Source organism: Sphingobacterium haloxyli, from assembly GCF_002980525.1.
Taxonomy (GTDB): domain Bacteria; phylum Bacteroidota; class Bacteroidia; order Sphingobacteriales; family Sphingobacteriaceae; genus Sphingobacterium; species Sphingobacterium haloxyli.
The window spans coordinates 64,793-82,829 of the sequence record NZ_PVBQ01000014.1 but is presented as its reverse complement, the minus strand read 5'-3'; the positions used below and the strand labels follow the sequence as shown (position 1 = coordinate 82,829).

Genomic DNA, 18,037 nt, shown 5'->3' with positions numbered 1-18,037 from the left:
TTTATTGCAATTTTTGGTGCGTTCTCCACCATAGGTCTGGCATATCGCCACTTACTGCTTGCTGATAATCTTCGTAACGACACGGCACCCAATAATATCGCTCGTTTACCGATCTCGATCCAAAATAAGGCACTTGCATCCACCAACGGTCGGATTTCTTGCTCTTAACAAAAACTAATTCGTAGTCATCATTTTCGAGCGTCGTACGATAAATTACATAAGCCGATTTCGGTATAACTGGGGTATCATTTTTACGACTGTAAAATCCGTCAACAAAACACCATATCATCTGGGCGACCAAACTACCTGTATGCCCCATGGGATCGAAGGTCGGATTATATTCATAAAATCCAATTGACGAACACTTATCCGACATTCCAGCATAACGTGCCAATTGGCAAGCTTCGTCTCCATATAACCCATTCGGATTTGCGTTAGCGTTGCCCGGTGCTTCCGAAGCACGTATTGCTCCGATATCAAAACTGACCATATCCGCAGCCCGAATCAATGGCTCCGCTTGATCGAGCTTACCGGCCATCATCCCTATACGCATGGTACTAAAAAATAGTTTGTCGTACATATTGATAGATTCCTTACTTACTAAATACGTTTGGTACGCCAAGTTACTTAAGTTGAAAAGGTAATCTGGTTGATGCAATATAATATGATTGAGGTAGGTATTGGAATTTAACGGGGGGCTTTCCACCTGATCTTGGTCCAGGTCAAATCGAGCGTCAATAATCGCTATTTCCACGCGTTGTTCTAGCCCCTCGTAACCGGTATATTGTGCATAGGTCAGGTCCTGCCCTCCGCCCATGATGACCGGTAAAATATCCTGCTTCACCAATTCTTCTACGACGGTTCTCAACGCGATGTAAGTATCCTGTACCGTTGCACCGGCTTGAATATTTCCTAAATCGGCGATACGCATATCATAGTCGCCTTGATAGAGATTATAGAAATGCTTTCGTACGGCATCTGGCGATTTCTTCACGCCGCGGTTGTTAACAGATGCCCGTTCCTCCTCTACTCCCACTAGAGCTATATGTGGCTTTCGTTCTGCGTGTTCTAAATCGGGGAAAGAAGTTTCATAAGCCTGTATAATTTTCCCGAATTGCGAGTTATAAAAATCGTCGCCAGAACAAAAGTCCCGTGTAATGATAGGTGTAAAAAAATCAGCTAAAGACATGTTAACAAAGTAAAAGGTACCCCGAAGGGCTCATTGACATCTCAAAAGTAAACAAAACATCAATAAAGTAAGAAGTGAAAAGTGAAAGTTTACACAAATGATGAAAAGAATTCAAATACCCGTTTCTTATACTTGCAAACCCAATATCAATAGGTTATCTTTGGGCGAAACAATTTCAACGACAATTCAGGATAGGTGATATTAGTAACAGGAGGAACAGGTTTTTTGGGATCCACATTGATTAAGTTTTTAATCGATGAAGGAAATGCCGTTCTAGCGATCAAGCGTGAACAGTCGGAAGTCCCCGAAATATTGCGTTCTTCTTCCTTAGTGGAATGGTTGCATGCTGATATCACGAACTATTTTGCTTTGGCGGATGCTTTTGACGGTGTAACTCAGGTATACCATTGTGCTGCTAAAATATCCTATCAAAAAGCGGATTGGGCAGATATGTTACACACCAATATCGAAGGCACCAAACACATCGTCAATCTTTGTCTAGAACACGGCGCTCGATTAGTGCACGTAAGTTCTATCGCCGCTTTAGGCTCTCCGAAAATAGGTGAATTGATTTCTGAGCAGAGCAAATGGGATGATGGTGCGGACCATTCCAAATATGCGCTCTCTAAATATGAGAGTGAAATGGAAGTATGGCGCGGCATCATGGAGGGAATGGACGCCGTTATCGTCAATCCTTCCGTTATTATGGGCGTAGGTTCTGGCAAAAAAGGTTCCGGAGCGATCTTTAATTTGATTCAAAAAGGAATTAAAGTATATCCTCCAGGAACAGTGGGCATTGTGGACGTGGAAGATGTCGCCAAAATAATGATCCTATTGATGAACAACCGCCTTATCAGAAGCGAGCGCTTTGTACTCAATAGCGAGAACCTCACGAATAAAAATTTGTTGGAACGCGTAGCTAACGTTTTAGGTAAACCGGCTCCAACTATCAAGGCCAGACCTTTTATGCTTAGCATTGCTTGGAGGGCGGCCAAGATTATCGCCTTATTTAAAGGAGGACGGCCGGCGTTGACACGTGAAACTGCGAAAGCTTCGGCTTCTCTTTTAGCTTATTCGAATAAGAAGGTGACCGACACTACAGGATACAGTTTTAAGCCGGTTGATTTAACTTTGAAAGAAATGAGTAGGGATTTTAACAACACACTCCAATGAAACCTGCATAAATCGCCATAAACGTAAGATTATAAATAATTTATGCAAGCTTCATCACCATTAAAAAGCAAATTTAATCAGATGAAAAATTATTACATCATTGATTTCGATAGCACGTTTACGCAAGTCGAAGCTTTGGATGAATTAGCAAGAATATCCTTAGAAAACCATCCCGACAGAGATAAAATCTATCAACAGATAGAGGACTATACCAATCTCGCCATGGAGGGAAAGATTTCCTTTAGAGAAAGTTTAACGGGACGTGTCCAACTTTTAAATGCCAATAAAAGCCATTTAGATAAGCTGGTAACTCAACTGAAAAAAAAGGTATCGCGATCGTTTAATCGAAATAAAGAATTTTTCAAAAAGCATAAAGACACGGCATTAATTGTTTCGGGTGGATTTAAGGAGTTTATTACGCCGGTTGTAACCCCCTACTACATTCAGAAAGAAAATATATATGCTAATACTTTCAAATTTGATAAGGATGGCAATATTATCGGTTATGACGAAAGTAATCCTCTTTCTGATGAAGGCGGGAAAGTCAAACTGCTTAATGAGCTTAAATTGGACGGCAGAATATTCGGTATCGGCGATGGTTATTCGGATTTCCAGCTAAAGGAATCCGGTCTTATCGAGAAATTTTTCGCGTTTACAGAAAATATCGCCCGCAAGAGTGTTACAGATAGAGCTGACCACATCACGCCTAGCTTCGACGAGTTCCTGTATGTAAACGATCTTCCTCGCGCCATTTCATATCCTAAAAACCGAATTTTATGCCTTATCGTGGGCGACATCCCGGATATTGCTGTGCATATCTTAAAAACAGATGGTTTCTCTGTCCGGGTAAAAGATACCTTCGAAGATAAATACACCAAAGATGTTGGTATGCTTTTATTAGCAGAAGGCACACGCGTTGATGACGAGCAGCTATCCCAAGCTGATAAATTAAAAACAATTGGATATCTTGGCGATATAAAAGGATATGTAAATAAAAAAATATGCACGGAAAAAGGGATCGTTATTTTTGATGATAAAAAACAAAAAAGACATAACGCAGAATTTATCCCACGACGCATGGCAGACTTCATTAACAATGGAGACACTTACATGAGTCGAAATTTTCCCAACCTGATACTACCCCGGCTTATCCAAGCACATCGACTTTTGCACATTCATAAAAATGTGCCCGGTGTCATGGCGCAGATAAATAACGTATATGCAGAGAACGATATCAATATTATTTCACAATTTTTGATGACAAAAGGGGAAATTGGCTATGCGGTTACCGACATTCATACAGCGTATGATCGAACTGTCTTAAAGCAATTAAAGCAAATCGACAATACCATTAAGTTTAGGATACTATATAAGTAGAGACGCAGGTTTTTGTCGCTCTTCCATCGCTTATCCGTTAAATTGTACCTTGCCTTTTGGGGTCACCACCATATCCAAAGGGACATCCGATGGATTTACGTCGTCAATCTTTTCGATAGGTTCGAAGAGCGAAATGCCTATTTTTCGACAATCCGGGCGACATTTGGTTAAAAAGCGATCGTAGAACCCCTTACCATACCCTACCCTATTACCAGCTGTGTCAACAATTAATAAGGGCACTAATACCACATCTAGTAATGTCTCGCTCACTCGTTGTCCATCAATAGGCTCCACAATCCCCCACGCGTTTTCTTTTAACACGACGTCCTCCGTTAGTAGGTAATGTTTCATGGAATAATCGCTCGGTTCGGAACGACTAACAACAATATGTATATGGGGATAATACACTCGGATATCCGTAATAAATGACCACATGTCCGGTTCATTTTGCGCCGTAATAGGCAAAAAAGTATGAATGTAATGTACCTCACCCCAGTCAAATCGCAAAAGTTCATTCAATATCGAGATATTAAATGAACCGATTTCTGCCTCCGTTAAGAGGGAACGTTGGCGTTTGTAATCTCTACGTAACTCTGCTTTTGTCATACTCGACTAACAAAAAACGGCCTTGCGCCTAAAGGGCTAACAAGACCGCATAATCAACCTAAACCTAATGCTTTATTTTACGCGCTCGATATAATCTCCCGTACGTGTATCCACTTTCACTTTATCTCCCTGATTGATAAACAAAGGCACGCGAATCTCAACGCCTGTTTCCACTGTTGCATTTTTTAACGCATTTGTGGATGTGTCGCCTTTTACAGCAGGCTCCGTATACGTTATCTCCAGCTCTACAGACGCCGGTAGGCTAGCCATAATCGGCTCATCGCTTTCAAAAGCAACCAACACGTTCATACCCTCTTTCAAAAATCGCGCCGCATCGCCAAACAATGCTTTTGGGATATTGAATTGTTCGTATGTATTGTTATCCATTACGATGAAGAAATCCGCATCATCATATAAATATTGATAATCGTTTGTTTCTACACGAGCAATCTCAACTTCCTCGTCTGTTCTAAAACGGTACTCCACCAACTTACCCGTACGCACATTACGCATCCTCGCTTGATAAAATGCACGTAAATTTCCTGGTGTTCGGTGAATATATTCCTCTACAGTAACTAGCTCTCCATTAAAACGAAGTATATTTCCTGATTTTACTTCAGATGCTTTTGACATAACAATCTATTTGGTTTTGTATAGCAAAAATACAAAATATCCGCTTCTTATAAAAACGATAATTTCTTCTCCTTAAAGGAAACTACATTTATTTGTTCGTCACAAAAAGCGTATTCTTTTTCTTGATTTGAACCTATGATTAATATACGAGTGTTTCCAATCGTGCGTTCAATCAAAGACAAATACCAATCTTCTCCTTCCGTATCCAGATTGCTCATAGGCTCGTCAAGCAGTACGATACCGCTGTCGGCACAACAGGCCAATGCGAGCTTAACCCGTTGCTTCATTCCGGAAGAGAAAAAACGAATCTCCTTATCTAAGGCTTTCTCTAAATTTAGCGTCCTAACCACTTCGTCCAGATCAAACCCCGGTAGGTAGCGTTTGAACTTGAAATGAAATATAATCAACTCCCTTAATGTAAACTCTTCAATCAACTCCATATAGGGAGCAGCTACGGTCAACTGTTGGTATATAGTTTCCGCTGAGATAGGTTGAGCATCTATACTCCCGTAGGCAATTTTCCCTTCACTTGGCGCAAGGCTCCCAGAAATCACTTTCAACAATGTTGATTTCCCCGAGCCATTTGGCCCTAGTACTGCGTATTTCTTTCCGTACGAGAAGGTATAATCAATATGGCGAAAAATCCACTCGCTGTTATACCGTCTGCCTAAATCTTGTAAAGTTATATTCAATAAGTGCGTATTTTAAAGTGTGGAAGTTCTTCCCTGATTAAAACCCTTAATTACCCCTCGATTGGAATTGCGCACAAAAGAAAGGATTTCATCACGTAACTCGGTAGGTGTAAATTCTGCTTCTACAAGGTCTAACGCTTTCGTCAGATTGCGGTGCTGGACAAATAATACCCGATAAATATCCTGAATTTCTGTAATCTCTTCGGTGCTAAACCCTCTACGACGTAGCCCGACAGAGTTAATACCCGCATACGCAATCGGTTCCCTAGCGGCTTTGATAAATGGTGGCACATCTTTTCTCACTAGCGTTCCCCCGGTCACAAATGCATGTGATCCAATTTTGCAGAATTGGTGTACAGCAACCATCCCCGCGAGAACGACGTAGTCTCCAACGGTGATGTGCCCCGCCAGTGTACTGGAGTTGGAAAAGATACAGTTATTTCCCACAAAACAGTCATGAGCAATATGACTATAGGCTTGAATAAGACAATTTTCCCCAATTACTGTTTTGTACCTATCTTTTGTACCTCGATTAATCGTTACACATTCCCGAATTGTTGTATTATCTCCAATCTCTGCAGTCGTAACCTCACCTTCAAATTTCAAATCTTGTGGTTCACCTGAAATGACTGATCCGGGGAAAATACGACAGTTCTTTCCAATACGGGCACCATTCATGATGGTCACATTGGAGCCTATCCAAGTTCCTTCCCCAATTTCTACATCCCGATGAATTGTGGAGAACGGTTCTACCACTACGTTTTGCGCTATTTTAGCTTCGGGATGTATGTATGATAACGGTTGTATCATGTTAATTACCTTTTACTTTTACAATTTGAGCCATAAGCTCAGCCTCACTCACTACTTTGTCACCGACCATGCCTACGCCCTTCATTCTGGCAATTCCCCGGCGAATAGGTTCTAGCAACTCACAACTGAAAATAATTGTATCACCGGGAGTCACCTGATTCTTAAAACGAGCATTTTCTATTTTTAGGAACAGTGTAAGCCAATTTTCTGGATCGGGAACCGTATTTAGTACTAAAATCCCACCAGTTTGCGCCATGGCCTCGATTTGCAATACCCCTGGGAATACTGGTGCTTCAGGAAAATGTCCCATAAAAATATCTTCGTTCATCGTGACATTTTTTAATCCTACCACGTGCGTTTCTGACAGCTCCAATATTTTATCGACCATCAACATAGGTTGACGATGCGGTAATATTTTCATAATTTGTACTGTGTCGTAAACCGGAGCCATATTGGGATCGTAAACTTTTAGATTCTTACGATTCTTGTCTTTCTTGATTTCTGCTTTAATTTTCTTAGCGAAAGCCGCATTTGCAGCATGTCCTGGACGGGCAGCCATGATATGTCCTTTAAGCGGACGTCCAACTAAAGCTAGATCGCCAATCATGTCCAGCAATTTATGGCGTGCGGGCTCGTTTTGATAGCGCAATTGGATATTGTTCAGAATTCCCTCACTAGCGACTTCCACTGTTTTATTAAATAGTCCAGATAATTTATCCAGCTCTTCCCTACTCACCTCTTTATCTACAATAACGATAGCATTGGATAGATCTCCTCCTTTGATTAGGTTATGGTTGACCAAGCTCTCTAGTTCGTGCAAAAAACAGAATGTTCTCGAACCAGAAATTTCATTTTTAAATTCCGTAATATTACTGATAGAAGCATGTTGACTGCCCAATACAGGTGAATTAAAGTCAATCATACATGTCAGACGATAACCATCCAACGGCATCGCGATAATTTCAACTTTTCTATCTTTCTCTACATAAACGATATTATCCTGGATTTCATAATAGTCTCTATCGGCTTCTTGATCTACCAAACCCGTTTCCACTAACTTCTCCACAAAAATCCTGGAACTACCATCCAAAATAGGAACTTCTGGACCATCTATCTCAATTAGGACGTTATCGATCTGAAGCCCCACTAGGGCTGCCATCAAGTGTTCGATGGTGCTGATCGATGCCCCATTTTGGGAAATTGTCGTGCCACGTGATGTATCGGATACATTATCTGCATCTACAGCTACGACGGGCGCTCCATCCAGATCGACTCTTTTAAATTTATACCAATGAAATTCTGGAGCAGGCTTAATGGTCATGTTTACCGCTTTGCCTGTATGTAGTCCAATTCCTGAAATGGAAATTTCAGATTGTATCGTCCTCTGTTTTACATTCATATCTAACATTCTATTTAGGAAATTTATCGAGTTTCGTTATAGAGTTCTTTAAGACGGGCTTCCAGTTCAGCAACACGTTGTTCTAGCGCAGGCAATTTGCTATAAATCACGTGCGAGCGTAAGTTACTATTATAGGGCATGGCGGGAGTGCCACCCCATTTTTTATTTTCTTGGTCTATAGATCGATTCACCCCCGATTGGGCTTGAATTTGTGATCCCGTTGCTACTTGAATATGCCCCACAACGCCTACCTGTCCCCCTAAGACGACGTGCTCTCCAATCTTCGTGCTTCCAGAGATGCCTGTTTGCGCAGCTGCCACCGTATTAGCGCCAATCTCCACGTTATGGGCTATTTGTATGAGGTTGTCTAATTTCACCCCTTTTCGAATGATTGTAGAACCAAGCGTTGCTCGATCAATTACAGTATTAGCACCAACCTCCACATGATCTTCAATGACAACATTTCCAATTTGGGGCACTTTACTATAAGTACCATCTTTTTGCGGGGCAAAACCAAATCCATCACTACCTACAATTACACCGCTATGAAGTACTACGTTGTTTCCAATTTTACTATCGTGATAAATTCTAACGCCCGGATAGACTATCGTATTGTTTCCAATGATAACACCATCTCCGATATATACTTGAGGATATATCTTCACCTGATCGCCGATGACAACGTCTCGTCCGATATAAGAAAAAGCACCGAAATATAAATCTCGTCCTATACTTGCAGATTCGTGGATGAAAGAAGGCTCTTCAATCCCACTGCGTTCGTTACGCAACTGATCATAAACACGCAAAAGTTCGGAAAAAGCAGAGTATGCGTCTTTAACCCGAATTAAGCTAATGTTAACGGGTTTAGTCAACTGCAGGTCCTCATTGATGATAACAACGGACGCGTTTGTCTCATAAAGGAAATGTTCGTATTTTGGATTTGACAGAAAAGCTAATGTTCCCTCTGCGCCCTCTTCAATCTTAGCCAACTGATTTACAAGAACATCAGGGTTTCCTTCAACGTATCCGTTCAATAATGTTGCTATTTGATTTGCAGTAAATTGCATCTTACAAATGTATACTTTTTCTTGCTATTTTTTTGAGAAATTATTCCCCTCATCCAGCGGGTGCCCTATTTCCTTTGGATAGGAAATGGCAAATTTAACCACGCGCTTTGCCAACGCTTCTATATTCGAAACATCCGAGGCCTCCGTAATATCCTGAACATGCCCCCTGTTGTTTATGATTTTAATCGTATTATGTTGTGTATCATAAGCACTGTTTTGGATCACTTGCGTATACACGAAGTAATCAACTTCGCTTTCTTCTAAATCGAAGTAAGCCTTCACTTTTTCACGTATCAAATCCACATCCGTTTGTAAAAACGGCGTATTTCTAAGTTCTGTACGCGGAAGATCTCTGTCCATCAATTTTCGACACAGCGTACTTAATATTTTGTCTTCGTCATATACCCATTCTTTCAAAGCTGACATAATATCGGTATCATCTAAACGAGTAAACCACGCTAAATGACGAGTATCCGCTAAGAAATTTTGATGGTTAATTTTATTTTTCAAGAAGTGGCCTAACGCCGTTGTGGCAAATAGGGCGTGTCCTTGCGCCGCCAGTTCTTTAGCACGATAAAGAATCTTAATAAGCATCTGTTCTGCGCTGACAACGGTTTTATGAAGATAAACCTGCCAATACATAAGGCGACGAGCAATTAAGAACTTTTCGATAGAATAAATTCCCTTCGCTTCCACAACCAGCTCGCCCTGTTCCACATTCAGCATCGTAATAATACGGTCAAAAGAAATAACGCCTTCCGACACTCCCGTAAAAAAGCTATCGCGGTTTAGATAATCCATACGATCCATATCCAATTGGCTGGACACTAATTGATGAAAAAACTTTCTAGGATAACGATCGTTGAAAATCGTAATCGCTAAGGATAGTCTCCCTTCGAACTCTTCGTTCAGTTTATCCATCAACAACGACGAAAGCATTTCATGCGAAACACCCTCAATAATCGTATGTTCTAACGAATGTGAAAAAGGGCCATGACCTATATCGTGCAGCAATATCGCAATCAACACGGCCTCTTCCTCGTCATAGCTGATAGGCACATTCTTGTTACGAAGTGTATCGATTGCCGACGACATGAGATGCATAGCGCCGACTGCGTGTTGAAAACGGGTGTGAAGCGCTCCTGGATATACCAAATGCGTCATGCTCACTTGTTTGATAAACCGCAGCCTTTGCAAGTACGGATGTTGAATAAGATCGAAAATAAAAGCCGACGGAATAGAGACAAATCCGTAGACAGGGTCGTTAATTATCTTTTTCTTATTCAACTTTACGCTATGATGTTAATTATTATCTTTAAATTTCATCCATCTATTTTCTTTTCAATGGCTGATGAGAGCTAGAACAAATTCATTTTTATATACCTATAATTATATTGCATATAAAAATGAATTTGTCTATGTTTGAGACACGAACGGACGCTTTTCAACAAATAACTACAATTGTAGTCCCAAAAGAGTTCAAAGGTAGTTCATATACGAGGACAAGCGCTTTCTACTTCTACATAGCAGTTCATCTCTCTTTCTTTTTCCTTTGGTGCTTAAGCGCCTTCGGATGTCTAAATTAAGCGCAAAGATAAGGAGAATGAAGTTAATTAATGTTAAAAATACATGATACAAAAAATACATATACTGTGGGCTGATGATGAAATTGAATTTTTAAGACCACATATCCTATTATTGGAAGAGAGAGGCTATCGGGTGAAAACCGTTAACAACGGTAATGATGCGGTGGACGCTTTTCAGAACGAGCCCTTTGATCTCGTTTTTCTAGATGAGAATATGCCTGGTAAAACGGGACTGGAAACACTTGCCATATTAAAAACCATCAACCCGACCATCCCTACAGTATTGGTAACGAAGAACGAGGAGGAACATCTGATGGAAGACGCGATTGGTTCCAAAATAGACGATTATCTAATTAAACCTGTCAATCCCAAGCAGATCCTCTTGACCATAAAAAAATTCACCGAGAATAAACGGCTGGTCAGTGAAAAGACCTCTATGGCTTATCAACAGGAATTCCGGAATCTCGGAATGACCATCAATGACGACCTAGATTATAAGCAGTGGGTAGAGGCTTATCGTAAACTTATTTACTGGGAACTTTCTTTGCAGAAGCTGGAAGATGCAGGTATGCATGAGATTCTTACGATGCAAAAATCTGAAGCCAACACTTTGTTTTCTAAGTTTATAGAAAAGAATTATTTAAATTGGATACAAAACAAGGAAGAAGGTCCGATTCAATCACATCATCTCTTTAAAACCAAAGTATTTCCTCATCTAGACAAAGAGCGACCTACTTTTTTCTTCTTAATTGATAACTTGCGGTATGATCAATGGAAAGTAATCAACGAAGTCATAACAGATTATTATCGGTTAGAGGAGGAAGATGCCTACTATAGCATCTTGCCAACAGCCACCCAGTACGCAAGAAATGCGATCTTCAGTGGCTTGACACCACTGGAAATGGAGAAAAGGTTTCCCGATTTTTGGCAAAACGATGATGATGAGGGAGGTAAAAACTTACATGAAGATAAATTCTTAGCGGATCAAATCAATCGAATCTATCGACGGGATTTAAGACATTCCTATCACAAAATAATCACATTAAGCCAAGGAAGAGACATTGTTGATTCAATGAATAACCTGATGCAATACGATTTAAACGTTTTGGTTTACAACTTTGTCGACATGCTATCGCACGCCCGAACGGATATGGCTATGATTCGGGAACTGGCAAACGACGAAAGAGCCTATCGCTCGCTAACGCTATCCTGGTTTGAGCACTCCCCGTTGTTGGATGCTTTAAAGTGGCTCGCACAGCGAAACGTGCGCGTTATCGTCACGACCGACCATGGCACGATACGGGTTAAGAAGCCGAGTAAGATTATTGGCGACAGAAACACAAATACGAACCTGCGGTACAAACAAGGAAGAAATTTGAATTATAAAAACAAGGAAGTGTTTGTTATCAAAAACCCACATGATGCACAACTTCCTAAACTTAACGTAAGCTCAACATTTGTGTTTACCAAAGATGATTATTATTTTGTCTACCCAAATAACTATAATCATTTTGTCAACTATTATAACGAAACGTTTCAACATGGGGGGGTCTCCTTAGAAGAGATGATCATTCCCTATGCGGTTTATACACCTAAATGAGAACTTCATCACCTTTAAAGAACAATTTATCAAGATGAAAATTGTCGTGAATAATCTTCAAGAACTGGAAGTTGCGGCCCAACAGATACTATCCGATTTCCCAAATGACAGGATTTTTTTGCTTTATGGCAACATGGGGGCGGGTAAAACAACGCTAGTTAGTTCCTTTTGCAGGGCGCTAGGCGTAACTGATAATACAAGTAGCCCCACATTCTCTATCGTCAATGAGTACAATTCACCCCACGGACCTGTATACCATTTTGACTTTTATCGGCTAAAGCATGAAGAAGAAGCCCTGGATATGGGGTACGAAGAGTACTTTTATACAGATGCTTATTGCTTTGTAGAATGGCCGGAAAAAATCCCTAACCTCCTTCCGGAAGAATCCCGTCGGATAACGCTTGACGTTTCCCCTGCGGATAACAGGAGAACGATCGTAATAAAGTAATTTTCTTCTTCATGCAACCTTTGTGCAATTATCATCGTCTTGTTATTAAAGACTAATCTGAAATTGGATAACAGGAACTTAGATATCTTATGGAATGCCTGTCTAGCGGGAAATCGCAAGGCGCAATTTCAGTTGTATCAAACGTTATCCGGTCGAATGTTTGGGGTGTGTCTACGTTACGCACAACATGAATCGGAAGCAGAGGAAATTCTTCAAGCGGGATTCATTAAGGTATTCACAAAGGGGCAGTTGTTTGATAATAAGGGTTCATTAGAAGGCTGGATTCGTAAAATCATGGTCAACACGGCTATCGAATTGCACCGGACGAAAAACAAACATGGTTTTGAACCGCTTACGTTTGATTATCCAGTGGTAGATAGTCGCTCGGGAAGCGACGAAAACCTGCAGTATAAAGATCTGTTAGCTATGGTGACAACGCTTCCGTTAGGTTACCGAACAGTCTTTAACCTTTACGTGATCGAGGGCTACTCGCATAAAGAAATTGCACAAATGCTGTCCATTAGTGAGGGCAGTTCCAAGTCACAACTGTCTAGGGCACGACAGTGGCTTAAAGAGAAATTGATGAAAAGTGAAAATATCGGTTATGAACGATAAAGATTTAGACAAACTATTTCAGGAGCATTTGGAACGGCATAGTGTTCGTCCAAGAAACAACATCTGGCATCAAATCGAAAACCGGTTAGATCAGAAAAAAGTTGTCCCCGTCAGAAGACTGAGTTGGATAAGTTATGCCGCGATGGCCGTTGGATGTCTCGGCTTGATTACGTTATTATATAATACTATGACGTTGAAAGAAGATGCATCAATTACAGCACAGACGGAGATCCCGACAACCGCAGTGACGAACACCGGGCGAGAATCATCCAACTTAGCTCGGACGGTTATCCCTGTTATAAAAGAACAGGTTGAGCGGTCCGAACAAGAAGTGACAAAAAAGGAAGAGTTTATGCAGATGGCTTCCATATCCGAGAAAAAAGATCCTGTTAACGAACATTTATCTCTAACGGAAGAACCGCGTGTGGAGCTCGTCGGACTCGAACCAGCTGGTGTTTCAGTAGGTCTTACCGCTGGTCTTGATATGGATGTGGATGACAAAGCACCACAGAAGTATGCTATCAGTGTCCCGCCTGTCGCTCCACTGATTGATAGTCCGGAAACTGAAGAAAGCATGTTAGCCTCTACTCGAAAGCCAACCGAAGGTATAGTGCCGACCATTCTGAACAAAATATCAGATGCATTAAACCCAACGGATAATACAACCGTTCAATTTAGTAAAGACGAAGAAGGATTCCTTCGTCTTGACGTAGTCAATAGCTTTGTGAAAAACCGTAATAAAAAAAGAAGATAATCGATTATGAAGACGAACTTATTATTTACAGGATTAGTCGGTATAGCGTTACTTTTCTCCGTACAACATTCTTTTGCACAAGAAGACGAAGGCAATGATACGCTCGCCAGAAAAATCGACCTCGAACCAACTTTGGGGAAAAAAGACTATGACGACCGTGGCAAGGTAATCAAATATCCGCGTGTATTCGGCGGGCTTACTTTTACGCGGATAGATTGGGGATTTTCCCGCTTGATAGACGACGGGAGTTTCACATTAGGAGACGAAAATCAGTTTTTAAAATACAAGAAGGCATCTAATTTTGGGTTTGACGTTGCGCAATTTGGCGTTCGTTTTAACGATGCATTCAAAGTATATATATCCGCAGGTTTTGAGTGGAATTACCTTAGGTTAAAAAATGACATTATTCTAGATACAGAAGCAACTCCATTGGCTTATAGCCCGTCCGATATTACTTACAAAAAAAACATATTTACATCGACTTATCTTCGCACGCCGCTAAGTTTCGAATGGCGAGGACGTAGAAACCATAACGGTCACCGACCCAAAATTGCTTTTGGTGCAATGACGGGTGTGCTTCTCAAAGGAACGCAACGATTCAAAAGCGAAGAACAAGGTAAACAAAAGTTCAGGGATAACTACAATTTGGCCAGTTTTCAATATGGGATGTTCGCGCGGGTAGGATTTGGATCACTCGGCGTTTTCGCTAAATACTACATGAATGATATGTTCGAGAATAGTCCGAACCAAGAAAACTTAAACAATTTCACATTCGGGCTTACATTAGGGTTCTAAGGGCATAGAGGAAAGGAACTGTCTTTGTTCCTAAAATATCTTACTTTTGTACCATACAAGGTTAATTATTCTCTATGGTACAACAAACCTCTTCTTGTCAATACATCCCTACCGATCAACAAAAAACGGGGACGCCCCTTATTTATGGTGAAAATCTTTCGCATACTTTCCATGCGAAACAGGATGTTGTCGCAGTGAATAAGGTAGATTTTGGAATTACTGAAGGGAAGATCACAGCGATTATCGGAGAATCAGGAAGTGGCAAAAGCACGCTATTAAAGCTTATATACGGTCTATTGGAGCCTTCTTCAGGGGAAGTACGTTATCGGGGTTGGTTAGTTCCCACTCGAAAAGACAAACTGATCCCAGGGCATGACGCTATGAGACTAGTATCACAAGGATTTGACGACCTCAATCTGTACGCAAAGATCTGGGATAATATCGCATCCCAGCTACCCAACACCGATCTTGCACTGAAAGAGTCTAAGACACGTGAAACACTAGACAGACTAAAGATTCTGCATCTTGGACAACAACGAATAGCTGACTTGAGTGGTGGAGAAAAACAACGGGTCGCTATCGCGCGTGCTTTGGTAAACGAGCCGGAAGTACTGCTCATGGATGAACCATTCAACCAAGTAGACGCGGCATTTCGAGATGCACTACAACAAGATATTCGACGGATCGTAGAAGAAACGGGCCTTACGGTACTTTTGGTTTCCCATGACCCTACTGAGGTTCTTGCTATGGCCGATGAATTAATCGTCATGAAAAACGCGAAAATAATTGAACAGGGACCTCCAGCAACACTTTATTACACCCCTACCCACAGCTACACGGCGCAACTTCTTGCAAGGAGTAACATATTATCTTCCGATCAGGCCGCTCTACTAGGCATCTCATCACACCATACTATCGGAATTCATCAGGAGGATGTCATCTTTGAAGAACACGCACAAGGACCATTTCAAGTAAAAGATATACGTTTTCGCGGCTTCTACAAAGAATTAGTATTGACTAACGGACAGCTTGCTTTGCATGCCATTTTACACCCATTATCCAATATCGCCATTGGCAGTAACGTAGTAGTTAATATTAAAAAATATATTACCTTTTATTAAGGCCGTTGTATACCTTGTTTATTTTAAATCTTCTAGCCATGTAAACAAGGCTTCAGACCATTTTCTAGTATCGGTTCTATTACGCAAGCCAAAACCGTGTCCACCGGTCTTATAAACGAATATTTCATTGGCAACACCTTCCCTATCCAATGCTTCTTGATAACGTAGAGCATTGGCAATAAGCACCGTTTTATCATCTTCGGCATGCACCAAAAAAGTAGGCGGCGTGTCCTTTGACACCTGTTTTTCCAAAGAAAAATATATAGAATCTTCTGTTTCGGGATGTTCTCCTATCAAATTTTTCTTCGATCCCTTATGCGTAATCTCATCATCCATCGAAATAACAGGATAAATCAACACGGAGAAATCAGGCGCTAAATTAATAGCATGCTTATTCTCAATTTTCACATCATCAAAATGGTTTGATAGTGATGACGCTAAGTGGCCTCCGGCGGAAAATCCTATTACGCCCACCTTATCAAAATCATAATGTTCTCTAATATATTGCATACTGCGTTGGGCATCCTGTAACGGCCCTATCTTCCGTACCTTCATATGCTCGTCTTTAGGTAAACGGTAATACAACACGAAGGCACTGTAACCCTGCTCATTAAACGCTTTAGCTATCTCATGCCCCTCGTGGTCAATAGCCACATGGGAATATCCACCCCCAGGGATTACCAATACAGCCTCTTTTGCACTAGGTAACTCGTATTTGTACAACACAGGAACATTCTCCTCTCCCAAAGCGTCAGCTGATTTTGTTGCGTTTGGGATTACGGCGTACAGTGCAACCTTTTCCTGCGCTAACGTATAATAATTTAATAAGACCACAAATAGTATAGAATAAGTTAACTTCATATTTTATTGATTAGCTACGATAATTAAATCCAGATCTTTTGAGGGCATATTAAACTTTTCGGCAATGTCCTTGTTTGTCAACATCCCCTGATAGAGATAGACTGCACTGCGAATACATTTATCAGACCATATCATATTGTTCATTCCTCCACATTCTCCAATCTGTAAGAGCAGGGGTGTCATAATGTTCGTGAGCGCATAGGTCGCAGTACGGGCCACACGCGAGGCGATATTAGGAACACAATAGTGTATCACGTCGTATTTCCGGAATATAGGTTTGTCAAGGGTGGTTACTTCGGACGTTTCGAAACACCCACCTTGATCAATACTGACATCAATGAGCACGGAATTCGGTTTCATTTTAGAAACGGTGTCTTCCGAGATGATACAAGGCGAACGCCCGTTCTTCGCTCTCACAGCCCCAATCACAACATCACAAGATCTAATTGCTTTATTTAAAACAATAGGTTGTATAACCGAGGTAAAAACGCGGCTCCCTACATTATTTTGTAGTCTGCGTAATCGGTATACGGAGCTGTCAAATACTTTAACCTGTGCTCCGAGAGCGATAGCAGCGCGAGCGGCATATTCACCCACTGTACCTGCACCAATAATCACCATCTCCGTAGGGGGAACGCCCGTAATACCCCCCAGCATCAAGCCCTTTCCATCAAAAATATTACTAAGGTATTCTGCTGCAATAAGCACGGAGGTTGCACCCACAATTTCGCTCATGGCTCGTACGACCGTCAAATGTCCACCCTCATCTTGCAAGTATTCATAGGAAATCGCTGTGATTTGCTTACGCATCAAACCCTGTAACACGGGCAACTTCATTAACGAAGGCTGATGAGAGGACAACAAGACCTGCTTATTTCTCATCATATTCACTTCCTCTAAGGTGGGGCTCGCGATTTTAATTACAATATCACATTGAAACACCTCTTGTTTATCTCGGCTAATCCGCGCACCTTGTTCACTATAATGGGTGTCTAAAAAGTTTGAAGCATCGCCAGCTCCTGACTCGATAATCACCTCGTGACCGTATTCAATGAGCAATGCGACAGATAACGGTGTTAGGGGAATCCGCTTTTCCTGAAATGATATTTCTTTCGGCACCCCAATTTTTAACGTGTGCCGACTTTTGCCCACACTTGCCAATGCTTCTTTCGGTTGAAATATCGCCGTATGGGCAATTTTTGACATATCGTTCATGCTACAATCATATCTGTTTTTAAACTAGTGAATTTAGAGATTATTCTTGATATTTGGGGAATCAGATTCATAAATCCTTTTTTTTTTATACTTTTA

18 protein-coding genes are annotated in these 18,037 nt (G+C 41.1%); 8 read left to right on the top strand and 10 right to left on the bottom strand.

Going from position 1 to position 18,037, the window contains the following annotated elements; translation table 11 throughout:
• Nucleotide 1: 1 nt before the first annotated feature.
• A complete protein-coding gene (locus tag C5745_RS15745; RefSeq protein ID WP_105717963.1) occupies nt 2-1,189 on the bottom strand; it encodes a formimidoylglutamase in 1,188 nt (395 codons plus the stop codon).
• 195 nt (nt 1,190-1,384) lie between these two features.
• Between C5745_RS15745 and C5745_RS15740 the strand changes: the two genes are divergently transcribed.
• Both C5745_RS15740 and C5745_RS15735 read left to right on the top strand, forming a co-directional pair.
• Nucleotides 1,385-2,362: an NAD-dependent epimerase/dehydratase family protein gene (locus C5745_RS15740; RefSeq protein WP_105717962.1), complete on the top strand. Its 978-nt coding sequence runs from the start codon at nt 1,385-1,387 to the stop codon at nt 2,360-2,362.
• Between the two features lie 81 nt (nt 2,363-2,443).
• Nucleotides 2,444-3,739 (top strand): HAD-IB family phosphatase, encoded by a 1,296-nt coding sequence (locus C5745_RS15735; protein WP_105717991.1) that lies wholly within the window; start codon nt 2,444-2,446, stop codon nt 3,737-3,739.
• Between the two features lie 30 nt (nt 3,740-3,769).
• On the opposite strand, the gene C5745_RS15730 is transcribed toward C5745_RS15735, so the two are convergent.
• The 7 genes from C5745_RS15730 to C5745_RS15700 all read right to left on the bottom strand — a co-directional run bounded on the left by C5745_RS15730 (nt 3,770) and on the right by C5745_RS15700 (nt 10,233).
• Entirely contained in the window at nt 3,770-4,345 is a 576-nt protein-coding gene (locus C5745_RS15730) for a 5-formyltetrahydrofolate cyclo-ligase (RefSeq protein ID WP_105717961.1), read from the bottom strand.
• A 72-nt stretch (nt 4,346-4,417) separates the two neighbouring features.
• Nucleotides 4,418-4,978 (bottom strand): elongation factor P, encoded by a 561-nt coding sequence (efp, locus tag C5745_RS15725; RefSeq protein ID WP_105717960.1) that lies wholly within the window; start codon nt 4,976-4,978, stop codon nt 4,418-4,420.
• Between the two features lie 47 nt (nt 4,979-5,025).
• Complete coding sequence (locus tag C5745_RS15720; protein WP_105717959.1) at nt 5,026-5,670, bottom strand: ABC transporter ATP-binding protein; 645 nt, start codon at nt 5,668-5,670, stop codon at nt 5,026-5,028.
• Nucleotides 5,671-5,682: 12 nt separating this feature from the next.
• On the bottom strand, nt 5,683-6,480 hold the full coding sequence (lpxA, locus tag C5745_RS15715; protein ID WP_105717958.1) for an acyl-ACP--UDP-N-acetylglucosamine O-acyltransferase: 798 nt from the start codon (nt 6,478-6,480) through the stop codon (nt 5,683-5,685).
• Nucleotide 6,481: 1 nt separating this feature from the next.
• Entirely contained in the window at nt 6,482-7,879 is a 1,398-nt protein-coding gene (locus C5745_RS15710) for a bifunctional UDP-3-O-[3-hydroxymyristoyl] N-acetylglucosamine deacetylase/3-hydroxyacyl-ACP dehydratase (protein ID WP_207795822.1), read from the bottom strand.
• 23 nt (nt 7,880-7,902) lie between these two features.
• The gene (lpxD, locus tag C5745_RS15705) at nt 7,903-8,946 is read right to left on the bottom strand and encodes a UDP-3-O-(3-hydroxymyristoyl)glucosamine N-acyltransferase (RefSeq protein WP_105717956.1); all 1,044 of its coding nucleotides are present in this window, start codon (nt 8,944-8,946) and stop codon (nt 7,903-7,905) included.
• A 24-nt stretch (nt 8,947-8,970) separates the two neighbouring features.
• Nucleotides 8,971-10,233 (bottom strand): HD domain-containing protein, encoded by a 1,263-nt coding sequence (locus C5745_RS15700; RefSeq protein WP_105717955.1) that lies wholly within the window; start codon nt 10,231-10,233, stop codon nt 8,971-8,973.
• A gap of 345 nt (nt 10,234-10,578) precedes the next feature.
• Here C5745_RS15700 and porX point away from each other — a divergent pair, with 345 nt between their 5' ends.
• From porX to C5745_RS15670, 6 genes are all read left to right on the top strand, one after another.
• Nucleotides 10,579-12,132, top strand: a complete 1,554-nt coding sequence (gene porX / locus C5745_RS15695) for a T9SS response regulator signal transducer PorX (protein WP_105717990.1) — start codon at nt 10,579-10,581, stop codon at nt 12,130-12,132.
• Nucleotides 12,110-12,580 carry a tRNA (adenosine(37)-N6)-threonylcarbamoyltransferase complex ATPase subunit type 1 TsaE gene (tsaE, locus tag C5745_RS15690; RefSeq protein WP_317046848.1) on the top strand — a complete coding sequence of 157 codons (471 nt, stop codon included), beginning with the start codon at nt 12,110-12,112 and terminating at the stop codon, nt 12,578-12,580. Before porX ends, tsaE begins: the two co-directional genes overlap by 23 nt.
• A gap of 63 nt (nt 12,581-12,643) precedes the next feature.
• Complete coding sequence (locus tag C5745_RS15685; protein WP_105717988.1) at nt 12,644-13,195, top strand: RNA polymerase sigma factor; 552 nt, start codon at nt 12,644-12,646, stop codon at nt 13,193-13,195.
• A complete protein-coding gene (locus tag C5745_RS15680; protein ID WP_105717954.1) occupies nt 13,185-13,949 on the top strand; it encodes a hypothetical protein in 765 nt (254 codons plus the stop codon). Before C5745_RS15685 ends, C5745_RS15680 begins: the two co-directional genes overlap by 11 nt.
• A 6-nt stretch (nt 13,950-13,955) precedes the next feature.
• The gene (locus tag C5745_RS15675) at nt 13,956-14,744 is read left to right on the top strand and encodes an outer membrane beta-barrel protein (RefSeq protein WP_105717953.1); all 789 of its coding nucleotides are present in this window, start codon (nt 13,956-13,958) and stop codon (nt 14,742-14,744) included.
• 74 nt (nt 14,745-14,818) lie between these two features.
• Complete coding sequence (locus C5745_RS15670) at nt 14,819-15,865, top strand: ABC transporter ATP-binding protein (protein ID WP_105717952.1); 1,047 nt, start codon at nt 14,819-14,821, stop codon at nt 15,863-15,865.
• Between the two features lie 18 nt (nt 15,866-15,883).
• Here C5745_RS15670 and C5745_RS15665 read toward each other — a convergent pair whose 3' ends face one another.
• Entirely contained in the window at nt 15,884-16,726 is an 843-nt protein-coding gene (locus tag C5745_RS15665; protein WP_105717951.1) for an alpha/beta hydrolase, read from the bottom strand.
• Nucleotides 16,727-16,729: 3 nt separating this feature from the next.
• Entirely contained in the window at nt 16,730-17,941 is a 1,212-nt protein-coding gene (locus C5745_RS15660) for an alanine dehydrogenase (RefSeq protein ID WP_105717950.1), read from the bottom strand.
• Between the last annotated feature and the right edge of the window lie 96 nt (nt 17,942-18,037).

Coding starts and splice junctions, on each gene's coding strand:
- C5745_RS15745 (WP_105717963.1), bottom strand. CDS start 1,189: ATGTCTTTAGCTGATTTTTTTACACCTATCATTACACGGGACTTTTGT.
- C5745_RS15735 (WP_105717991.1), top strand. CDS start 2,444: ATGAAAAATTATTACATCATTGATTTCGATAGCACGTTTACGCAAGTC.
- C5745_RS15730 (WP_105717961.1), bottom strand. CDS start 4,345: ATGACAAAAGCAGAGTTACGTAGAGATTACAAACGCCAACGTTCCCTC.
- efp (WP_105717960.1), bottom strand. CDS start 4,978: ATGTCAAAAGCATCTGAAGTAAAATCAGGAAATATACTTCGTTTTAAT.
- lpxA (WP_105717958.1), bottom strand. CDS start 6,480: ATGATACAACCGTTATCATACATACATCCCGAAGCTAAAATAGCGCAA.
- C5745_RS15710 (WP_207795822.1), bottom strand. CDS start 7,879: ATGAATGTAAAACAGAGGACGATACAATCTGAAATTTCCATTTCAGGA.
- lpxD (WP_105717956.1), bottom strand. CDS start 8,946: ATGCAATTTACTGCAAATCAAATAGCAACATTATTGAACGGATACGTT.
- tsaE (WP_317046848.1), top strand. CDS start 12,110: ATGCGGTTTATACACCTAAATGAGAACTTCATCACCTTTAAAGAACAA.
- C5745_RS15680 (WP_105717954.1), top strand. CDS start 13,185: ATGAACGATAAAGATTTAGACAAACTATTTCAGGAGCATTTGGAACGG.
- C5745_RS15675 (WP_105717953.1), top strand. CDS start 13,956: ATGAAGACGAACTTATTATTTACAGGATTAGTCGGTATAGCGTTACTT.
- C5745_RS15670 (WP_105717952.1), top strand. CDS start 14,819: ATGGTACAACAAACCTCTTCTTGTCAATACATCCCTACCGATCAACAA.
- C5745_RS15665 (WP_105717951.1), bottom strand. CDS start 16,726: ATGAAGTTAACTTATTCTATACTATTTGTGGTCTTATTAAATTATTAT.
- C5745_RS15660 (WP_105717950.1), bottom strand. CDS start 17,941: ATGAACGATATGTCAAAAATTGCCCATACGGCGATATTTCAACCGAAA.